This is a genomic window from Ruegeria sp. CF1, assembly GCF_056537445.1.
Genome location: NZ_JBQFRN010000002.1, coordinates 376,563 through 395,420 on the forward strand (window position 1 = coordinate 376,563; position 18,858 = coordinate 395,420).

The 18,858-nt window shown below is 58.2% G+C and carries 20 protein-coding genes and 2 tRNA genes; 9 read left to right on the forward strand and 13 right to left on the reverse strand.

Features of this window, described 5'->3' with window-relative positions:
* Positions 1-14: 14 nt before the first annotated feature.
* The 3 genes from ACRZ96_RS06980 to hisF form a co-directional block, all read right to left on the reverse strand.
* The gene (locus ACRZ96_RS06980) at positions 15-563 is read right to left on the reverse strand and encodes a hypothetical protein (protein ID WP_480586685.1); all 549 of its coding nucleotides are present in this window, start codon (positions 561-563) and stop codon (positions 15-17) included.
* Between the two features lie 69 nt (positions 564-632).
* Positions 633-950 (reverse strand): phosphoribosyl-ATP diphosphatase, encoded by a 318-nt coding sequence (locus ACRZ96_RS06985; RefSeq protein ID WP_170401439.1) that lies wholly within the window; start codon positions 948-950, stop codon positions 633-635.
* Positions 947-1,708, reverse strand: coding sequence for an imidazole glycerol phosphate synthase subunit HisF (gene hisF / locus ACRZ96_RS06990; RefSeq protein ID WP_480706733.1), 762 nt, complete (start codon positions 1,706-1,708; stop codon positions 947-949). The genes ACRZ96_RS06985 and hisF overlap by 4 nt, the downstream gene beginning before the upstream one ends.
* Before the next feature lie 120 nt (positions 1,709-1,828).
* Between hisF and ACRZ96_RS06995 the strand changes: the two genes are divergently transcribed.
* On the forward strand, positions 1,829-2,275 hold the full coding sequence (locus ACRZ96_RS06995; protein WP_480439179.1) for a DUF302 domain-containing protein: 447 nt from the start codon (positions 1,829-1,831) through the stop codon (positions 2,273-2,275).
* 1 nt (position 2,276) lies between these two features.
* On the opposite strand, the gene hisA is transcribed toward ACRZ96_RS06995, so the two are convergent.
* Positions 2,277-2,996 carry a 1-(5-phosphoribosyl)-5-[(5-phosphoribosylamino)methylideneamino]imidazole-4-carboxamide isomerase gene (hisA, locus tag ACRZ96_RS07000; protein WP_480814351.1) on the reverse strand — a complete coding sequence of 240 codons (720 nt, stop codon included), beginning with the start codon at positions 2,994-2,996 and terminating at the stop codon, positions 2,277-2,279.
* A 134-nt stretch (positions 2,997-3,130) separates the two neighbouring features.
* Between hisA and ACRZ96_RS07005 the strand changes: the two genes are divergently transcribed.
* Positions 3,131-3,532, forward strand: a complete 402-nt coding sequence (locus ACRZ96_RS07005; RefSeq protein WP_170563813.1) for a DUF2147 domain-containing protein — start codon at positions 3,131-3,133, stop codon at positions 3,530-3,532.
* Positions 3,533-3,535: 3 nt separating this feature from the next.
* On the opposite strand, the gene hisH is transcribed toward ACRZ96_RS07005, so the two are convergent.
* Positions 3,536-4,174: an imidazole glycerol phosphate synthase subunit HisH gene (hisH, locus tag ACRZ96_RS07010; protein WP_480814352.1), complete on the reverse strand. Its 639-nt coding sequence runs from the start codon at positions 4,172-4,174 to the stop codon at positions 3,536-3,538.
* On the reverse strand, positions 4,175-4,762 hold the full coding sequence (gene hisB, locus ACRZ96_RS07015) for an imidazoleglycerol-phosphate dehydratase HisB (protein WP_480706730.1): 588 nt from the start codon (positions 4,760-4,762) through the stop codon (positions 4,175-4,177). It lies immediately after the preceding gene.
* Between the two features lie 154 nt (positions 4,763-4,916).
* On the opposite strand from hisB, the gene ACRZ96_RS07020 reads away from it, so the two are divergent.
* A complete protein-coding gene (locus ACRZ96_RS07020; RefSeq protein WP_170325761.1) occupies positions 4,917-5,156 on the forward strand; it encodes an Lrp/AsnC family transcriptional regulator in 240 nt (79 codons plus the stop codon).
* Here ACRZ96_RS07020 and ACRZ96_RS07025 read toward each other — a convergent pair.
* The 3 genes from ACRZ96_RS07025 to ACRZ96_RS07035 all read right to left on the reverse strand — a co-directional run bounded on the left by ACRZ96_RS07025 (position 5,153) and on the right by ACRZ96_RS07035 (position 6,287).
* Positions 5,153-6,019: a GNAT family N-acetyltransferase gene (locus tag ACRZ96_RS07025; protein WP_170512318.1), complete on the reverse strand. Its 867-nt coding sequence runs from the start codon at positions 6,017-6,019 to the stop codon at positions 5,153-5,155. The two genes, ACRZ96_RS07020 and ACRZ96_RS07025, sit on opposite strands and share 4 nt — an antisense overlap.
* A gap of 85 nt (positions 6,020-6,104) precedes the next feature.
* Positions 6,105-6,179: transfer RNA gene (locus ACRZ96_RS07030), tRNA-Gly, on the reverse strand.
* Between the two features lie 33 nt (positions 6,180-6,212).
* Positions 6,213-6,287 (reverse strand) — tRNA-Gly (locus ACRZ96_RS07035).
* A gap of 148 nt (positions 6,288-6,435) precedes the next feature.
* On the opposite strand from ACRZ96_RS07035, the gene ACRZ96_RS07040 reads away from it, so the two are divergent.
* A complete protein-coding gene (locus ACRZ96_RS07040; RefSeq protein WP_170609401.1) occupies positions 6,436-6,588 on the forward strand; it encodes a hypothetical protein in 153 nt (50 codons plus the stop codon).
* 9 nt (positions 6,589-6,597) lie between these two features.
* Here the strand turns inward: ACRZ96_RS07040 and ACRZ96_RS07045 are convergent, their stop codons facing one another.
* The gene (locus ACRZ96_RS07045; protein ID WP_480706728.1) at positions 6,598-6,981 is read right to left on the reverse strand and encodes an MAPEG family protein; all 384 of its coding nucleotides are present in this window, start codon (positions 6,979-6,981) and stop codon (positions 6,598-6,600) included.
* A gap of 71 nt (positions 6,982-7,052) precedes the next feature.
* Complete coding sequence (locus ACRZ96_RS07050) at positions 7,053-10,490, reverse strand: pyruvate carboxylase (RefSeq protein WP_480706726.1); 3,438 nt, start codon at positions 10,488-10,490, stop codon at positions 7,053-7,055.
* Between the two features lie 293 nt (positions 10,491-10,783).
* Between ACRZ96_RS07050 and ACRZ96_RS07055 the strand changes: the two genes are divergently transcribed.
* Positions 10,784-13,393, forward strand: a complete 2,610-nt coding sequence (locus ACRZ96_RS07055; RefSeq protein ID WP_480706724.1) for an ATP-dependent helicase — start codon at positions 10,784-10,786, stop codon at positions 13,391-13,393.
* Positions 13,394-13,396: 3 nt separating this feature from the next.
* Here ACRZ96_RS07055 and ACRZ96_RS07060 read toward each other — a convergent pair whose 3' ends face one another.
* Both ACRZ96_RS07060 and ACRZ96_RS07065 read right to left on the reverse strand, forming a co-directional pair.
* Positions 13,397-13,687 carry a DUF1330 domain-containing protein gene (locus ACRZ96_RS07060; protein WP_170401405.1) on the reverse strand — a complete coding sequence of 97 codons (291 nt, stop codon included), beginning with the start codon at positions 13,685-13,687 and terminating at the stop codon, positions 13,397-13,399.
* A 374-nt stretch (positions 13,688-14,061) separates the two neighbouring features.
* Entirely contained in the window at positions 14,062-14,286 is a 225-nt protein-coding gene (locus ACRZ96_RS07065; RefSeq protein WP_480706722.1) for a DUF1127 domain-containing protein, read from the reverse strand.
* A gap of 936 nt (positions 14,287-15,222) precedes the next feature.
* On the opposite strand from ACRZ96_RS07065, the gene mraZ reads away from it, so the two are divergent.
* The 4 genes from mraZ to ACRZ96_RS07085 are packed head-to-tail and all read left to right on the forward strand — an operon-like array spanning position 15,223 to position 18,836.
* Positions 15,223-15,690 (forward strand): division/cell wall cluster transcriptional repressor MraZ, encoded by a 468-nt coding sequence (gene mraZ, locus ACRZ96_RS07070; RefSeq protein ID WP_480537011.1) that lies wholly within the window; start codon positions 15,223-15,225, stop codon positions 15,688-15,690.
* Positions 15,691-15,694: 4 nt separating this feature from the next.
* Positions 15,695-16,687 carry a 16S rRNA (cytosine(1402)-N(4))-methyltransferase RsmH gene (gene rsmH / locus ACRZ96_RS07075; protein ID WP_480706982.1) on the forward strand — a complete coding sequence of 331 codons (993 nt, stop codon included), beginning with the start codon at positions 15,695-15,697 and terminating at the stop codon, positions 16,685-16,687.
* Complete coding sequence (ftsL, locus tag ACRZ96_RS07080; protein WP_170392057.1) at positions 16,684-17,052, forward strand: cell division protein FtsL; 369 nt, start codon at positions 16,684-16,686, stop codon at positions 17,050-17,052. Before rsmH ends, ftsL begins: the two co-directional genes overlap by 4 nt.
* Positions 17,049-18,836, forward strand: coding sequence for a peptidoglycan D,D-transpeptidase FtsI family protein (locus ACRZ96_RS07085; protein WP_170392055.1), 1,788 nt, complete (start codon positions 17,049-17,051; stop codon positions 18,834-18,836). Before ftsL ends, ACRZ96_RS07085 begins: the two co-directional genes overlap by 4 nt.
* Positions 18,837-18,858 lie beyond the last annotated feature (22 nt).

Sequence of the window (18,858 nt, forward strand, 5' to 3'; positions counted from 1 at the left end):
GCAGAAGCTCAGTCTCACGGGCTGGATGTTTGTTCCTGTCGCCGCTTTTCCAGAACCACTTCGCGTGGAACCCACTCGTAACGGGTGTCCTCAACCAGGGGCGACCAGAATAGCACTCCGCCATAGCGCCAGGGATCCAAGACAACGCCTTCGTACATGCTCTCTCCCTTGCGGCTGATAATGGCAGTGCTGTGGTCGATGCGGAACGGGTTATCCGCGTTGGCGATGGCGCGGTGCATTTCCAGAGTGCGGAACTGCTCCTGATCCAGTCGCCGCTCAATATCTTCAGCCCAGTGCCAGCACAGACCACGCGGACGCAGACCCTTGTTGACCTTGGCGTTGTGGATAAGCGGAGGGTCGGTGATCTCGTATTCCTGCGCCAGTTGCGCAGTATAGGCATAGGCGATGCGGGCGGCGCGGGTGGCCTCTTCCGGGTCGATATCGGGGCCGAGGCTTTGGATTTCAGCCGCCAGCCGCTGGACCTCATCTCCGGAAGACGGGGGAGGGGTGGCACAGGCGGCGAGGGTGGCAAGCGCTGCCGCGAACACCAAAGCTCTGATCATCTGCGCGTCCTTTGCCTCAATGCACCCGAAGCCGCAGTATAGCGGGCCGGGTCATCGCACGAAACCCGCTTAGTCTTTTGGTCGGGATGCCTTCTCCGTGATGCCGCTGGTGCCCTGTCGACGGGCCAGTTCGCCCAGCACATCATCCAGCGCAACATCGCGCGCGGCCAGCATCACTAGCAGGTGATAAAGCACATCAGCCGCCTCGGAGGTCAGTTTTCCCCTGTCCCCTTTGGCGGCTTCGATGATTGCTTCAATGGCTTCTTCGCCGAATTTCTCGGCACATTTCTCGGGACCTTTGGCCAACAGCTTGGCGGTCCAGCTGCTGTCTGGTTCTGCCCCTTTACGGGCCTCAATCGTAGCCGCCAGATCGTGCAGAATGCTCATGTCAGCCTCATCGGAATGCCAGCGGCGGCCATATGCACTTTGGCCTCGTGGATGGTGTATTCGCCGAAATGGAAGATCGAGGCGGCAAGTACCGCGCTGGCGCCACCTTTGGTCACACCTTCGACCAGATGATCCAGATTGCCCACGCCCCCGCTGGCGATGACCGGCACATCTACCGCGTCGGAAATCGCGCGGGTCAGGGGCAGGTTGAACCCGGCCTTGGTGCCATCGCGATCCATCGAGGTAAGCAGGATTTCCCCCGCGCCCTTGGCGACAACGGTTTTGGCAAATTCAACCGCGTCGATGCCTGTTGGCTTGCGCCCGCCATGGGTGAAAATCTCCCACTTGCCGGGGCTGACGGTCTTGGCGTCAATGGCGCAGACAATGCATTGGCTGCCGAACTGATCCGCTGCTTCGGCGATGACGTCCGGATTCGCGACGGCGGCCGAGTTAAAGCTGACCTTATCAGCCCCCGCCAGCAACAGGGCCCGCACGTCATCTTTGGTGCGCACGCCACCACCTACAGTCAGAGGCACAAAGCACTGCTCTGCCGTGCGTTGGACCACATCGAACATCGTGCCGCGGTTCTCATGCGTCGCATGGATGTCCAGAAAGCAGATCTCATCCGCTCCGGCGGCGTCGTATGCCTTGGCCGATTCCACGGGGTCACCAGCATCGCGCAGGCCAACGAAATTCACACCTTTGACCACACGGCCATCGGCGACATCCAAACAGGGAATGATGCGGGTTTTCAGCATGGGCTTTCCTTTGCTCGGGGCACCTGTACCGGCAAAGCCCCGCCGATGCCAGACTTGTGATTGTGATCTGTCGCGAAGCCATGGAAATTAGGGGTGAAATTTATGAAAAGGATTACGCAAATGCGACAACTTCTTTTGGCTTCAATTCTCACATTCGGAGGCGCCCTGTCCGCCATGGCTGACGACATCATCAAAGTGGAAACCAACAAATCTGTGGCCGAGGCGCTGGACGCGCTGGAAGCCGCCGTGGGCAATGCGGGCGCTACCGTGTTTGCCCGCGTGGATCACGCGGCGGGGGCGGAAAAGGTCGGAACGCCGATCCCGGCCAATCAGGTGCTGATTTTCGGCAACCCGGCTCTGGGCACTCCCGCCATGCAGATCGACCCGCGCGCGGGGCTGTTCTTGCCGCTGAAGGTGCAGGCCTACGAAGACGCAAACGGACAGGTCTGGCTGGCTTATGAAGATCCGAAAGAGACGATGGACGAGCTCGACGAAGTCGAGAAATCCCCCGTCATCGAAAAGATGCGCGGCGCTTTGGCGAAACTGACCGCCGCCGCTGCTCAATAACTCAGTTCAGGGCGCGAATGGCCTCTTTTAGGTCAATCGCGCCATCATATAGCGCGCGGCCAGAGATCGCGCCGTTCAACTCGACGCCACAATCGCGCAGGGCGATCAGGTCGTCCAGTGAGCTGACGCCTCCCGAGGCAATCACCGGAATCGAAACCGCCTGCGCGAGCGCCGCCGTGGCTTCGATATTCGGACCCTGCATCGCACCGTCGCGGTTGATGTCTGTATAGATGATCGCTGCCACGCCCGCGTCCTCGAAACTGTGCGCCAGATCGGTGACCTGTACGTCGGTCTCTTCGGCCCAGCCCTTGGTGGCAACCATGCCGTTTCGGGCATCTATACCGACGGCTACCTTGCCCGGGAAGGCTTTGGCAGCTTCGCGCACCAGATCAGGGTTTTCGACTGCAACGGTGCCCAGAATCACCCGCGCCAGACCTTTCTCGATCCAGGTTTCGATCGTGGCCATATCGCGGATGCCGCCGCCTAGCTGCGCGGGCACGTCACAGGCTTTCAGAATTGCCTCAACGGGTGCCGCATTAACAGGTTCCCCGGCAAAAGCACCGTTCAGATCAACCAGATGCAGCCACTCGCAACCAGCCTCGACAAAGGCGCGGGCCTGCGCAGCAGGGTCTTCGTTAAAGACCGTCGCCTTTTCCATTTCACCACGCAGCAGGCGCACGGCGTTGCCGTCTTTCAGATCGATGGCGGGGTAGAGGATCATTTCGGGCGGCCCTATATCACTGTTACACGCGCGGGATATCGCACAGGCAGGGCAGGGGCGCAACGCGACGCTAAGTCATTCTTGCCCGGTGCCGAACGGCAGGTCAGACTGACCGGAAAGACAGGGAGATAACCATGAAGACATATTCTCTTGCAGCGGTCTTCGCTGCGATGGCCACCACCGCCTTTGCTGCCGATCCAGTAGACGGGCTGTGGAAGACCGCTCCGGGCGATACGGGCGGCTATTTGCATGTGTCGATTTCGGAATGTGGCAGCGCCATCTGCGGAACTATCGACAGCGCATTTGATGCTCAAGGCAACCAACAGCTGGAGTACGAAAACCTTGGCAAGCAGATCATCTGGGACATGATCCCCGAGGGCAACGGCAGCTATGACGACGGCAAAATCTGGGCCCCGGATCGCGACAAAACCTATAGCTCGAAAATGACGCTGGACAGCCAGAACAAACTGACCGTTAAGGGATGTGCCGTTGGGGGTCTGGTCTGCCGAGGTCAGGTCTGGACACGGGTTCAGTAAATCTCAGGGCTTCCAGGTCAGGAAATTGCCGATCATCCGCAGGCCAACGTCTTGGCTTTTCTCAGGGTGAAACTGCATCCCAACCATAGTGTCGCGGCCAATCACGGCCGTGACCTCTTGCCCGTAGTCCACATAGGCCAGCCGTTGCGCCAGATCCATCACCCGGAAGTGGTAGGAGTGCACAAAATAGGCGTGATCGCCTGATTTTATCCCGTCAAAGACCGGATGGTCGCTTTCCAGAATCAGATCGTTCCAGCCCATATGTGGCACCTTGAGCGCGCTGTCCGAGGGCTCGATCTTCACAACATCACCTGCGACCCAGCCCAGACCGTCGGTCTCAGCATATTCATGGCCCTTGGTCGCCATCAGCTGCATTCCGACGCAGATGCCCAGAAACGGGCGGCCTTTCTGCTCGACGGCTTCTACCATAGCGTCATAGATGCCTTTGTGGCCGCGCAACTCGGCGGCGCATGCCGGGAAAGCGCCATCACCGGGCAGAACCAATCGATCAGCCCGCGCGACAACATCTGCATCCGATGTCACGACGACCTCGCCCGCATCCAGTTCGCGGGCCATCCGTTGAAACGCCTTCTCCGCCGAGTGCAGGTTACCGCTCTCGTAGTCAATGATGGCTGTCAGCATCTACAGCGCGCCCTTAGTCGAGGGAATCGCATCCGCCTTGCGTGGGTCGGTTTCGACCGCATCGCGCAAAGCACGGGCAACGGCCTTGAAGGCGGCCTCGGCAATGTGGTGGCTGTTGAAACCATGCAACTGATCGATATGCAGGGTGATCCCGCCATGGGTGCTGAGCGCCTGAAAGAACTCGCGCACCAGCTCGGTGTCGAATGTGCCAATCTTTTGCGTCGGTAGATCCACGTTCCAGATCAAGAACGGACGGCTCGAGAGATCCAGCGCACAACGCACCTGTGCGTCATCCATCGGCAGGTGGCATTCTCCGTACCGACGAATACCTTTTTTATCCCCTAGCGCCTGCGTCAGTGCCTGACCCAGCGCAATCCCGGTGTCTTCGACCGTGTGGTGGTCGTCGATGTGGTAATCACCCTTGGCACGGATCGTCATGTTGATCAGCGAATGCCGCGCCAATTGATCCAGCATGTGGTCAAAGAACCCGACGCCGGTCTCGTTGTCATACTGGCCGGTGCCGTCCAGATTGACCTCGACCGAAATCTCGGTTTCGGCGGTCTGACGGCTGATCTTAGCGCTGCGCATGGGCGAATTCCTTTTGCTACAGGCGCGCTTATAGACCCGGATGGGCGACCTATCCAGACCGCTTTAAGCCTTCGTCGCAAACTGTTGCAGGGGATTGCACCCGGACGCGGCCCGTGCCAGCCTGCGGGCAACACGAACCAACAAGGCCCGGCCCATGTCCACCTGCGTTTTCATCCAGATCCGTTGTAAACCCGGCACCACTTACAAAGTCGCCGAAGAGATCGCGCTGCGTGAAATCCATTCCGAATTGTATTCCACAAGCGGCGAATACGACCTGCTGCTGAAGCTCTACATCCCCGAAACCGAGGATGTGGGCCATTTCATCAACGAAAACCTGCTGGTGATTCCCAATATCGAACGCTCGCTGACCACGATGACGTTCAAGGCGTTCTAACCCAGTTCAAACGTCGTGATGCCATATATCCGGTCAAGGTCGATGTCCGGCGCGTGACTGGAATACATACGCCCCGTTTCAAATACCTTGGTCAGCCCCAACTGTTTGGCCAATTCCATGGCTTGTGCGTTTGGATTAGGCTTGTCGATGAATACCTCGGCCTTTGCCTGATCGGCGGGTAGCGTCGTCAGAAGGGAAACCAAAAGCGCCTGCGCGATTTGTGGATTGTTGGCAAACAGAGGCCCGACCTTGTACCCGCTCAGGCAGCGCCGCAACGTTGCATAGCCTTTGATCCGCCCATTTTCCTCAAACACCCGCGAAACGTGGCTGGGTGCCTCCAACCAGCCGCGCAAGAACGTGTCGCGCGCGGCGGGGAACAGGCCTCGGTCATACGACTTTAGATCATCGGTTAGTGCGTTGATTGGACGAACCCGAGTGTCCTCCACGCGACCCAGGGCATCCAGGATGCCGCCGACGGTGCCCGCGAATCGATAATTGTCATACGCCAGTTCAAAACCGAATTTCCGATAGTTGTCCTGCTGTTCGACCACACCATCCATGCCCATGTTACGATCCTGGCAATGTGCCTTGACCGCTTCGGCGACCTGCAATCCGTATCCCGAGCCGCGAAACTCGGGACGCACGATGTAGAAGCCAAGAAATGCGTAGGCATCATCGTAGTTCACGGCGGATGCGGACGCGATCATCTGGCCGTCCAGGAAACCGCCCTTGAATCCTTCGGGGTCCGAACTGCGAAAACAGACCGCGTCGTGCAGCCCGGGGTTCCAGCCTTCCTGTCCCGCCCAATCTACAGCGGTTTGAAGTTCGTCTGCTGTTAAGGCGCGAATGACGTAATCGGGCATATCCGCATCTCCGTCGTAATTTCATGTGCAGCAAAGATGCCGCAGCAATCGCGAAAGAACCAGCATGTTCGGAGAGTTTGGTATCTGGAGCGGGCGAGGCGATTCGAACGCCCGACCCTAACCTTGGCAAGGTTATGCTCTACCCCTGAGCTACGCCCGCATCAGATACTTATATGGTCCGTAGACCTCTCAATGGAGCGGGCGAGGCGATTCGAACGCCCGACCCTAACCTTGGCAAGGTTATGCTCTACCCCTGAGCTACGCCCGCGCCGTTGAGTGAGGAGGGATGTATAAATTCCCACACGAGGCTGCAAGCGGAAAAACACAAAAAACGGCAAAAATCTTTCGACGGAAATTCGGGGCTGCGGTGTTCAAGAGATATAGCAATGAACGAAATAAGGGATTGGGCAGAGGAAATGAAAGATATTGCAGACATTAAAATGGCGGCATTGGCGGCGCTGATTGTTCTTACCACCGTGATCTACAGTCAGAGCGATGAAACACTGGCAGAGGCGCAGCCTAGCCTCCCGCATGCTCCTTTGATCGAAACGCAGGTTTTGACGGGCTAAATCGCGCGCTCAAACAGCCAATGCGAGATTCGCGATCGCGGCAATCAGAATTGCAGTGAAGGTCAGACCCATTCCGATCTGGCGCAGGATGATGATCTGTGGGGTCTTGCCAAAACCATAAGCGTGCAGAAGCCTGCCCGCCAAAAGTAACATCCCCAGCAGGTTCACAAGCCAGCCGCCAGCATCTTGCAGTTCGACCATGGCGATAAGCAGCAAAGCAAAGGGAGCGTATTCGGCGCAGTTCGCATGCGTTCGCATTGCCTTGATCATGGCCTTGTCGCCATGATCCCCGACCGATATTTTGCCCACCCGGCGTTGCCGAATGACATTCACGCTGAGTGCGACGTACAGAAATGCGATCAACGCGGCGTAGATCGGGGTGATGGTCAGCATGCGGCCTCCTGATGTTGAAAGGGCCGCCCGGTTCCCCGAACGGCCCTTATTAGCTTAGAAGGCTAAACCGGTTATTCCAGTTCGACCAGCAGATCCTTGGCGTCGATTTGACCTCCGGGCTGGACGTGAACGGCCTTGACCACCGCGTCGCGCTCGGCGTGGATACCTGTTTCCATCTTCATCGCTTCGATGGTCAGCAGTAGATCGCCTTCTTTGACTTCTTGACCTGTGACAGCGGCAACAGTTGCAACGACACCCGGCATTGGCGCGCCGATATGGTTGGGGTTACCAACTTCGGCCTTTGGCCGCTGAGCGGTTGATGCTTTCACCAAACGGTTCGGCACGCGGATCACGCGGGGCTGACCGTTGAGTTCGAAGAACACGCGAACCTCGCCATTCTCGTCCGTCTCGCCGATGGCCTGACAGCGAATCTCCAGCGTCTTGCCGGGATCGATCTCGGCGGTGATCTCCTCGCCCGGCTCCATGCCGTAAAAGAAGGTGCGCGTGGGGAGGGTGCGGACCGGGCCATAGGTGCGGTGACGGCCCATATAGTCGAGGAACACCTTGGGATACATCAGATATCCGTTCAGGTCCTCGTCATCGATCTCTTTGCCCTCAAGCTGTTTGGACAAATCGGCGCGGGTGGCCTCGAGATCGACCGCTTCGACATGCTTGCCGGGGCGTTCGGTGTTGGGGGCCTCGTCCTTCAGGACCTTCTGGATGATGGTATCGGGGAACCCGCCCGGAGGCTGACCCAGATTGCCGCGCATCATGTCCACCACCGAGTCGGGGAAGGCGACATCAGTGTTCGGGTCTTCGACCTGCGCGCGGGTCATGTTCTGGCTGACCATCATCAGCGCCATGTCACCGACCACCTTGGACGACGGCGTCACCTTGACGATATCGCCGAACATCTGGTTCACGTCCGCATACATCTGAGCAACCTCGTGCCAGCGTTCTTCGAGTCCAAGCGAACGCGCCTGTGCCTTGAGGTTGGTAAACTGACCACCAGGCATTTCGTGCAGATATACCTCGGAGGCCGGGGCCTGCAGGCTGGACTCGAAGGCCGCGTATTGGCCACGCACTGCCTCGAAATAGTCGCTGATCTCACGGATGGCCTTGATGTCCAGCCCGGTGTCTCGCTCGGTATGGCGCAACGCCTCGACCACGGTGCCGAGCGTTGCCTGAGAGGTGTTGCCGCTGAAACTGTCCATCGCGCAATCCACCGCGTCCACACCGGCCTCGGAGGCGGCCAGAATGGTGGCGCTTGCAATGCCTGCGGTGTCATGGGTGTGGAAGTGGATCGGCAGCCCGACCTCTTCCTTCAGCGCCCGGATCAGGATCTTGGCGGAGGCCGGTTTCAGCAGTCCGGCCATATCCTTCAGGCCCAGCACATGTGCGCCAGCGTCACGCAGTTCCTTGGCCATTCCGACATAGTATTTGAGGTCATACTTAGCACGGTCCGGGTCTAGAATATCGCCGGTATAGCAAACGGTGCCTTCACAGATCTTGTTGTTTTCGATCACCGCGTCCATGGCGACGCGCATGTTCTCGACCCAGTTCAGCGAGTCGAACACGCGGAACACGTCGACACCCTTGGCCGCCTGACGCACAAACTCCTGCACCACGTTATCGGGATAGTTGGTATAGCCAACCCCGTTCGCCCCGCGCAGCAGCATCTGGGTCATCAGGTTTGGCATCGCCTCACGCAGATCACGCAGGCGCTGCCAAGGGCATTCCTGCAGGAAGCGATAGGCGACATCGAAGGTTGCACCGCCCCAGCATTCGACGCTGAATAGCTGCGGCAAGTTCGCAGCATAGCTAGGTGCTACTTTGATCATATCGATCGAGCGCATCCGGGTTGCCAGCAGCGACTGGTGCCCGTCGCGCATGGTGGTGTCGGTGATCAGCAGCTGACGCTGCGCCTTCATCCAGTCAGCCACCGCCTGCGGGCCTTTTTGCTCCAGCAGGTTGCGGGTGCCCATCTGCGGTTCGGCCTTGGGCGCGGGGGGCCTGGCCTCTTTCAGGTCGGGGCGCGGCATCGGGCGATCCTTGGTTTCGGGATGCCCGTTCACAGTGATGTCGGCGATATAGTTCAGAACCTTGGTGCCCCGGTCGCGGCGTTTCTTGAACTGGAACAGGTCCGGTGTCTCATCGATGAATTTGGTGGTGTATTCATTCGACAGGAAAGTCGGGTGCTTTAGCAGGTTTTCGACAAATGCGATGTTGGTGGAAACACCGCGCACACGGAATTCCCGCAGCGCACGGTCCATCCGCGCAATCGCCTTTTCTGGCGTTGGGGCCCAAGCGGTCACCTTGGTCAGCAGCGAATCGTAATACCGCGTGATCACCCCGCCTGCATAAGCGGTGCCGCCATCCAGACGAATGCCCATGCCGGTGGCCGAGCGATAGGCGGTGATGCGGCCATAGTCGGGGATGAAGTTGTTTAGTGGGTCCTCGGTGGTCACGCGGGTCTGCAGCGCGTGGCCGTTCAGGCGAATGTCGGACTGCGTGGCCTTGCCGGTGGCCTCGATCAGGGTCTTGCCCTCGGCGATCAGGATCTGAGCCTGCACGATGTCGATGCCGGTGACTTCCTCGGTGACGGTGTGTTCCACCTGCACGCGCGGGTTCACTTCGATGAAGTAGAACTTGCCGGTGTTCATATCCATCAGGAACTCGACGGTGCCCGCGCATTCATAGTTCACATGGGCGCAGATACGGCGGCCCAGCTCGCAGATTTCGGCGCGCTGTTCTTCGGTCAGGTACGGGGCAGGCGCGCGTTCCACGACCTTCTGGTTGCGGCGCTGGACCGAACAATCGCGTTCATAGAGGTGGTATATCTCACCGTGCTTATCGCCGAGAATCTGCACCTCAACATGGCGGGCACGGGTAATCATCTTTTCCAGATAGCCCTCACCGTTGCCAAAGGCGGCCTCGGCTTCGCGGCGGCCTTCCAGCACTTTCTCTTCCAGCTCATCCTCGGACAGGATCGGGCGCATCCCGCGTCCGCCACCGCCCCAAGACGCTTTCAGCATCAGCGGATAGCCGATCCCGGCTGCCTCGGCCTTGATGGCTGCCATGTCGTCACCCAACACCTCGGTCGCCGGGATAACCGGAACGTCGGCGGCAATCGCCACTTTCCGAGCGCTGGCCTTGTCGCCTAGCGCGCGCATGGTCTCGGCCTTGGGTCCGATGAAGGTGATGCCGTTCTGAACGCAGGCATCCACGAAATCCGGGTTTTCGGACAGCAAACCGTAACCGGGGTGGATCGCATCTGCGCCGCTTTCTTTGGCCACCCGGATGATCTCGTCAATCGACAGATACGCCGCAACCGGTCCCAGATCTGCGCCAATGCGATAGGCCTCATCCGCCTTGAACCGGTGCAGGCCCAACTTGTCCTCCTCGGCGAAGACCGCGACGGTGCGCTTGCCCATCTCGTTGGCTGCCCGCATCACACGGATGGCAATCTCGCCGCGATTGGCAATCAGGATTTTCTTGAAGTCTGTCATTTCAGGTCCCGGTCTTAATGGCTGTGGCCTTGTGCATAGGCGGACAATACGGCCACGTACATATGTAGTTCTGGGTAGAACCGGCATGTTAACGCTCGCAAACGCCGCCCTTTTGCGCAAACTTATTGCACATGCTGCATTGCGGCATCAATCCCCCGTGGGAAAGAGCAAATAATGCCCGTTTCTCCGAATATCCTCGCTGCGCCCTTTGAAGGGATGATTCTATTTGATTTGAGCGAACAAGCCGTGAACAAACCCTTTCCCTCCGCGCCCATCCGGCGTAGTTTACCGGCATGAGCAGTTTTGACGAAATGGACGCCTTCGAAGGCGCATCGCTGTCGGCGCGGGCGATGCCTGCGACCTCGGCTGAGTACCTCAACGATCTCAACCCGGCGCAGCGCGAAGCGGTTGAGCGGCTGGATGGTCCGGTGCTGATGTTGGCTGGTGCGGGCACGGGCAAAACAAAAGCTCTGACCGCTCGGATCACCCATCTGCTCAGGACACATAGGGTGCGCGAGAATGAGATTCTGGCGGTGACCTTCACCAATAAGGCCGCGCGAGAGATGAAAGAGCGGGTAGGGCGGATGCTGGGCCGACCCGCTGAGGGGATGCCGTGGCTTGGCACCTTCCACGCAATCTGCGTCAAGCTGCTGCGTCGCCATGCGGAACTGGTCGATCTGAAATCGAACTTCACAATTTTGGACACTGACGATCAGAAACGGCTGCTGAAACAGCTTACTCAAGCCGCCAACATTGACGACAAGCGCTGGCCCGCTCGGATGCTGGCCGGGATCATCGATGACTGGAAAAACCGAGCGCTGACGCCCGACAAGGTGCCTGCTGCGGATGCGGGGGCCTATAATCACAAGGGCATCGAGCTTTATGCCCAATACCAGACCCGCCTACGCGAGCTGAATGCGGTGGATTTCGGCGACCTGTTGCTGCACATGGTCACGATTTTCCAAACCCACCCGGACGTGCTGGAGCAATACCAGCGCTGGTTCCGTTACATCCTTGTGGACGAGTATCAGGATACCAACGTAGCCCAATATCTCTGGCTTCGTCTGCTTGCAGGGGGCCACAAGAACATCTGTTGCGTCGGAGACGACGATCAGTCGATCTATGGCTGGCGCGGGGCAGAGGTGGGAAACATTCTGCGGTTCGAGAAGGATTTTCCCGGTGCCTTCGTTGTGCGGCTGGAGCAGAACTACCGCTCAACCCCGCATATTCTGGCCGCAGCGTCGAACGTCATTCGTGGCAATGAGAAGCGTTTGGGTAAGGAGCTGTGGACGGCCGCAGAAATTGGCGAGAAGGTTCGTTTGATCGGCCATTGGGACGGCGAGGAAGAAGCGCGCTGGATCGGCGAGCAAATCGACGACCTAGTTAATGGTAGTTCTCCTCTTGCCAAAAGGCGGGAAAACTCTCGATCAGAGCAAATGATGAGAGAGGTTGAGCGCCTCGGTGAACTTGGTGCGTTAAAAGGGCTCAATAGCAGAGAACAAGTTTTAAATCAGCTTAAGAGCCACGAGAGCTTTTTGGCAGACGATCACCGGAAAAGTCTCATCTGGGAATTGACGATGAGGCAGCAAGAAGGTCGTTCACTGGAGGCGGCTTTCCCGAGATTCTATCTGGATGAGATCGCGATTCTGGTTCGCGCCTCGCACCAGATGCGCGCGTTTGAGGATCGGTTTTTGACCATTGGTCTGCCTTACAAGGTGATTGGCGGCCCTCGATTCTATGAGCGGATGGAGATTCGCGATGCCATGGCCTATTTCCGGCTGGTGGTCAGCCCCGAGGATGATCTGGCCTTCGAGCGGATCGTGAACACACCCAAACGCGGCCTCGGCGACAAGGCGCAGCAGACGATTCAGGTGGTGGCGCGCGAGAACGGAGTGTCTCTGGTCGAAGGCGCGCGGATTGCGGTCGATAACGGCCTGATCAAGGGCAAGGGCGGCAAGGCGCTGCGTGAATTGATCGACGGTCTGGCGCGGTGGAATGCAATGACACGTGGGCCTCGGATTGAGGTGGACGATGATACGGTGATTGATGACGGTGTTTCACCGATCCGATACGGCGCGCCCGAGCATACGCATATCGAGCTGGCGCAGATCGTCTTGGACGAATCCGGCTATACCGCGCATTGGCAGAACGAAAAGACGCCCGAGGCGCCGGGGCGGCTGGAAAACCTAAAAGAACTGGTCAATCAGCTGGACAATTTCGAAAACCTGCAAGGGTTTCTGGAGCATGTCAGTCTGGTGATGGATAACGAGCAGGACAGCGACGGGGCCAAAGTCTCGATCATGACGCTGCACGCGGCCAAGGGGCTGGAGTTTCCCGCGGTTTTCCTTCCGGGGTGGGAGGATGGATTGTTCCCCTCTCAGCGTTCGATGGACGAATCCGGTCTCAAAGGCCTCGAAGAAGAACGAAGGCTGGCCTATGTCGGTATTACCCGTGCAGAAGAAGTCTGTACGATTTCCTTTGCAGCCAACCGACGGGTGTTCGGACAATGGCAGAATTCGATGCCGTCCCGGTTCATTGATGAGTTGCCCGAAGATCATGTGGAAGTGCTGACACCTCCGGGGCTCTATGGGGGTGGTCAGCAGGCAGCCGGGATCGAAACCCGCGCAGCCGAGGCGAATGTCTATAACTCTCCGGGCTGGAAGCGGATGCAGGCGCGGCAGGGGCAATATGGCATGTCACAGCCAAAAGAAAGCCGGAATACTGTGATTGATGCGACCGCCGTGGCCAGCTTTACGCTGGGCGAGCGAGTGTTTCACCAGAAATTCGGCTATGGCGCAGTGATCGGCATCGAAGGTGATAAAGTCGAGGTCGATTTCGACAAGGCAGGGGTTAAGAAAGTGGTCTCGCGCTTTCTGACCAACAAGGATGACGTGCCGTTCTGAAGCTTACAACCCTTCGACCAGCACAAGATTCGCCGTCGCCGTTTTTTGCCTGATCTTGGCCAATTCGACATAGTCCGGATCGTCCTTCCACGCGTTTGCGGCAGCCATATCCGGAAACTCCATCAGGACGATCCCATCTTCTTCCCAACTGCCTTCGATCACTTCAACGGGTTTTGAGGATACGGTTAGAAGCCTTCCGCCATGCCGGTCAAAGATCGGCATGAATCCTTCGAGGTATTTCTGGTACCCATCCGGGTCATGAATGGAAATCTGGGCGATGAAATAAGCGGCCATGGGAGACTCCTGACAAATCGTTCACGACCCCAGCCTACATCTTGTGTGCAAAAAACGAAAAACGGCGGTTCCCAGGGAGGAGGAGGGGAACCGCCGTTCTTTTCTACATCAGGGCAGGGAGGAGGAAGCCCCGATGTATCCGTACCCGGGTTTGATCCCGGTATGAGGAAGACGCGGCGACGTCAGGGAGGAGGAAGACGTCGCCGCGCGCTTTCAACATCGAGGCAGGGAGGAGGAGAGCCCCGATGTATCAGGTTCCGGCGGTCAGGGCCGGTATTAGGTGCGGCAACGTCAGGGAGGAGGAGAGACGCTGCCGCTGAAATACAGGTCCGAAAGGGAGGAGGACGGACCTGATCTCGGTGTTCTTGTTGCGCTTACCGCGCGATCTGCTCTTCGGTGGCCTGTTGGGCCAGCCGGCGGATCATCGAGCGGTGCAAGCCCAGATCAGCCAATTCCCGATCTGACAGTCCCGACAATTCGTTGACTGTCTGACGGTACAGGCGATAACGAGCAACCCGGGTTTTTAGGGTCTCAACCAGCGTTGAGATTCCATATGCCGGTGTGCCTTTCAGGGCTGTTTGTGTGCTTGCGACTGCCATCTTCATGATCCGTTCATTCTTACTGTTGCCGGTATCGTCCGGCGTTTGCTTGAGACTGAAGATAGGCAAATGCTGCGATTGCACAATAGTTCGCGTCGTCAATGCTGCTATGCAGCAAATGCATGGATTGGCAGGATAATCCGGTACGCCCCAATAATTGCCTTTAAAATACTGGTTTTCACGTGTGGTTGACGTTTCGTGTGTCCAGACCCTGTGATGGTGACCGCTTATCTATTGAGCGGAATTGGTGTTTGTTTGGGCATGTTGTGTCAACTCAAGAGGGGGCAAATCTTCTCACCGCAGGTCCGACGCCTGGGGTGGTGGTGCTATGGGAAAGCATGGGTCGACTATGGGAATGGCCTGTAAAGGGACCGTGATTCGTCCTCTTCGGCTGCCATGAATGGGTGTCTGCGCCAAATAATCCATAATTCTGAAAATTATTGGGAATTCATGGGAGAAATAATTTAGGCGTCAATTCTTACATATTTAGTGTTAGTAGGCACCAGGGGCACAATTTGTGGCATATCTGATCCGAGTTTCGATTGTATTAGTCTTGATCTGAAGCCTGCACCAGGCCTCTCCACGCAAATTTCCTATTGATTTCCATGAATTCCCATGGCATCCCTTGTGTACCCGATGAGGGCGAGGACAGTTGAGGGGCACCAAACGACCCCGAACCAAAAATACAAAAACAGGTTTCATACAGGCATCTCGCTTTCATCACTTAACAGATCCGGCGCGCGGGCGAGCAGACATCCCCCCAGGTGGCGCGCGCAGCTGGACATCCCGCAAAGCGGGTCAATGCGGCGGGTTGATCAGTGGCAGCAGATCAACCCGCCGTTTTACTTCCGGGGGGAACGTGAATTTTGAGGTGGGGCGCAAGCGAAAGGGACAGTCGTCTTGGCGCGCAGGTTTAGAGGCGAAAGCCAGCATAAGGTGGACACGAAGGGCAGGGTTTCGATCCCGGCCTCGTTTCGTCGCGTGCTTGAAGCCTCGGATCCCAACTGGCAGCCTGGCGACAATCCTGAACTCGTGATTGTCTATGGCGACCACCGCCGCAAATACCTTGAATGTTACACCATGGAAGCGATCGACGAGGTGGATGCCAAGATCGATGCGCTGCCACGTGGCTCGATGCAGCGTCGGATGCTTCAGCGGATGTTCCACGGTCAGTCCTTCCCGACCAATGTGGACGAAACGGGTCGTTTGGTGCTGCCCGCAAAGCTGCGCAACAAGATCGACCTTGAGAACGAGGCGTTCTTTATCGCTGCCGGTGATACATTCCAGATCTGGAAGCCCGAGACATACGAGGCCGAGGAACTGGCCACGACCGAGGAATGGCTTGACGATCTGCCGGATGATTTCGATCCGATGCAGTATCTCGATGGCATCGGGGATGGGTGACGGCATGGCCGGCGCTCAGACCTCATCGGACAAACCTCATATCCCCGTTCTTCTGCGCCCGTTGTTGGCCGCCGTGGCGCCGGTGTCCGGTGCCTGGCTGGACGGCACATTCGGCGCAGGCGGCTATACTCGTGCGTTGCTGGAGGCCGGGGCCGAGAAAGTCATTGGCGTCGATCGCGACCCGCTGGCATTTGAAATGGCCGCTAACTGGGCTGGGGAATACGGTGATCGGTTGGTGATGCAGCAGGGCGTGTTCTCTCGCATGGATGAATATGCACAGGATTTGGACGGCGTGGTGCTGGATCTTGGTGTCTCATCCATGCAGTTGGATCGGGCTGAACGCGGTTTTTCCTTCATGAAAGATGGCCCGCTCGACATGCGGATGAGCCAGGACGGTGAAAGCGCAGCTGATCTGGTGAATACGGCAACCGAGACGCAATTGGCCGACATCCTGTTCCATTTCGGTGAGGAACGCGCCAGTCGTCGTATAGCAAAGGCCATCGTCAAGGCGCGGGCCGAAGAACCGATCACAACAACTCTGCGGCTGGTCGAGATTATCGAATCCTGCCTGCCGCGCCCTAAACCGGGCCAATCGCACCCGGCGACGCGCAGCTTTCAGGGGCTACGGATCGCGGTGAACGCAGAATACCAAGAACTGTTTCAGGGGCTTATGGCCGCCGAGCGCGCTTTGAAGCCGGGGGGGCAACTGGCCGTTGTGACTTTCCATTCCATAGAAGACCGGATGGTGAAGCGGTTCTTCCAATCGCGCGCGGGCAAAACCGGACGCGCCAACCGTTATGCGCCTGAGATGGAGCAGGAGAAGCCGCAATTCACACTCAAGACCCGCAAGGCCGTTGGGCCGGATGAGCGGGAACTTGAAGAAAACCCACGTGCACGCTCTGCAAAATTGCGTGTCGCGATAAGAACGGATGCCCCGGCAGGGAAAATTGAGGCCCGGGCCATCGGCATGCCGCAATTGGGGGGAAGGGCAAGATGAAGAGTATTCTGTATGTGTTGACTGCACTGTCCGTGTTCGGGTTGGCGCTTTGGGCTTATCAAGAGAACTACCGCACGCAGCAGGTGCTGAAGGAAACGCAGTCGCTGCAAGGCCAGATCGGTATGGCGCAGGCGCGACTCGCCGTGCTGAATGCCGAATGGGCCTATCTAAACCGGCCTGATCGTTTGCGTGAGCTGGCGGACTTGAATTTCGAACGTCTCAGCTTGCTGCCTCTGCGGGCTGAGCAGTTTGGTCGCGCCGATCAGATTTCCTATGGCGAGGACCCGGATCTGCCCATCGTCGACCCGCTTGAAATACAGGACGTCACTGACATTCAGGCACTGATCGAGGTGCAGGTTCCATGACCCGTACACCACTTCGCCCTCTGGCCCGTATCCTCGACGCCCGTGCAAAGGGTGAAAACCCCAAGGCGATTGAACGAGAGAACATCCGCAAACGCCACGAAGACATGAAAGACCGCGCCCGCGCACGCGCCGAGGGCCGCCTGTTGGTGTTGGGTCTTTTCTTCTTTTGCGCCTTTTCGGTCGTAGGCTTTCGTATGGGCGTTCTGGCGACATCCGAGGCGCAAGAACCATTGGCAAGTGCGCCGGGGGCCTCCATCGCCATGCAACGCGCCAATATCGTGGATCGCGAAGGCCGTATTCTGGCGACCAATCTGGACACCTATTCTGTCTATGCGCAGCCACCGCTGATGATTGACCCGATCGCCGCAGCCGAGCAACTGGTCGCTATTTTCCCTGATCTGGAAAAAGAGCGTTTGGTCAAAGACTTCACCGGTAAGCGAAAATTCCTGTGGATCAAGAAGCGCATCTCGCCCGAGCAGAAGCAGGCGGTGCATGACATCGGAGATCCCGGCATCCTGTTCGGCCCGCGCGAAATGCGGCTATATCCCAATGGCAGACTCGCGGCGCATATTCTGGGCGGCTCGGGCTTTGGCCGCGAAGGTGTCAGCGCAGCTGAGGTGATCGGCGTAGCTGGCGTCGAAAAACAGTTCGACGGCTATCTGCGCGACCCGGCCAACGGCAACAAGCCGCTGCAACTGTCGCTGGATCTGACCGTTCAAGCGGCGGTAGAACAGGTGCTATATGGCGGCATGAAGATCATGAACGCCAAAGGAGCCTCGGCGGTTCTGATGAACGCCCATACGGGCGAGGTCGTCTCGGCCGCGTCGTTGCCGTCTTTTGACCCCAATGACCGTCCGCGCCCGCCGACCTCGGGCTTCGATCCCTCGGACAGCCCGCTGTTCAATCGCTACGTACAGGGTGTCTATGAGCTGGGTTCGGTGTTCAAAATCTTCACCGCCGCACAGGCGGTGCAGCTAGGTCTGGTGAACTCCAACACCATCATTGACACTTCCGGCCCGATGAAAATCGGGCGCTTCCCGATTGGCGAGTTTAACGGCAAGAATTATGGTGAGATCAGTGTCTCGGATGTAATCAAGTACAGCTCGAACCGAGGCACCGGGCGGCTGGCCTTGCAAATCGGGGCCGACCGGCAACAGGATTTTCTGAACGCGCTAGGCATGTTCGACCCAACGCCATTCGAGATTGTCGAGGCCAAGGGCGGGCAACCGCTCAAGCCCAAGAAATGGGGTGAGTTGAGCACCGTGACGATTTCTTATGGCCACGGCCTTTCGACCAGCCCCATGCATCTAGCCGCTGGTTACGCAGCGATTGCCAATGGCGGGTACTATGTCAGCCCCACGATCCTGCGCCGCAATGGCCCGCAATACGGCCCTCGCGTGATGTCCGAAAACACCGCCAAGCAGGCGCAAAATATGCTACGCAAAGTGGTCACGGATGGCACCGCCAGCTTTGGTGATGTCAAAGGGTACGACGTGGCGGGAAAAACCGGTACTGCCGATAAACCCAAGCCGCGTGGCGGGTACTATGAGGACAAGGTGATTGCCACCTTCGCCACCATCTTCCCGGCTTATGATCCGAAATATGTGCTAATCGTCACGCTGGATGAACCGTCCATCGTGGCCTATGGCGAAAAGCGCCGCACGGCGGGTTGGACTGCCGTTCCCGTTGCTGCCGAACTGATTGGACGGGTGGCGCCGCTATTGGGTCTCAGACCCCGGCTTGAGCCTGAGGCGCGCGCTGCTATAACGCTGACCTCAAATTAGGCTGTCCAGCGAAAGGTGGGTC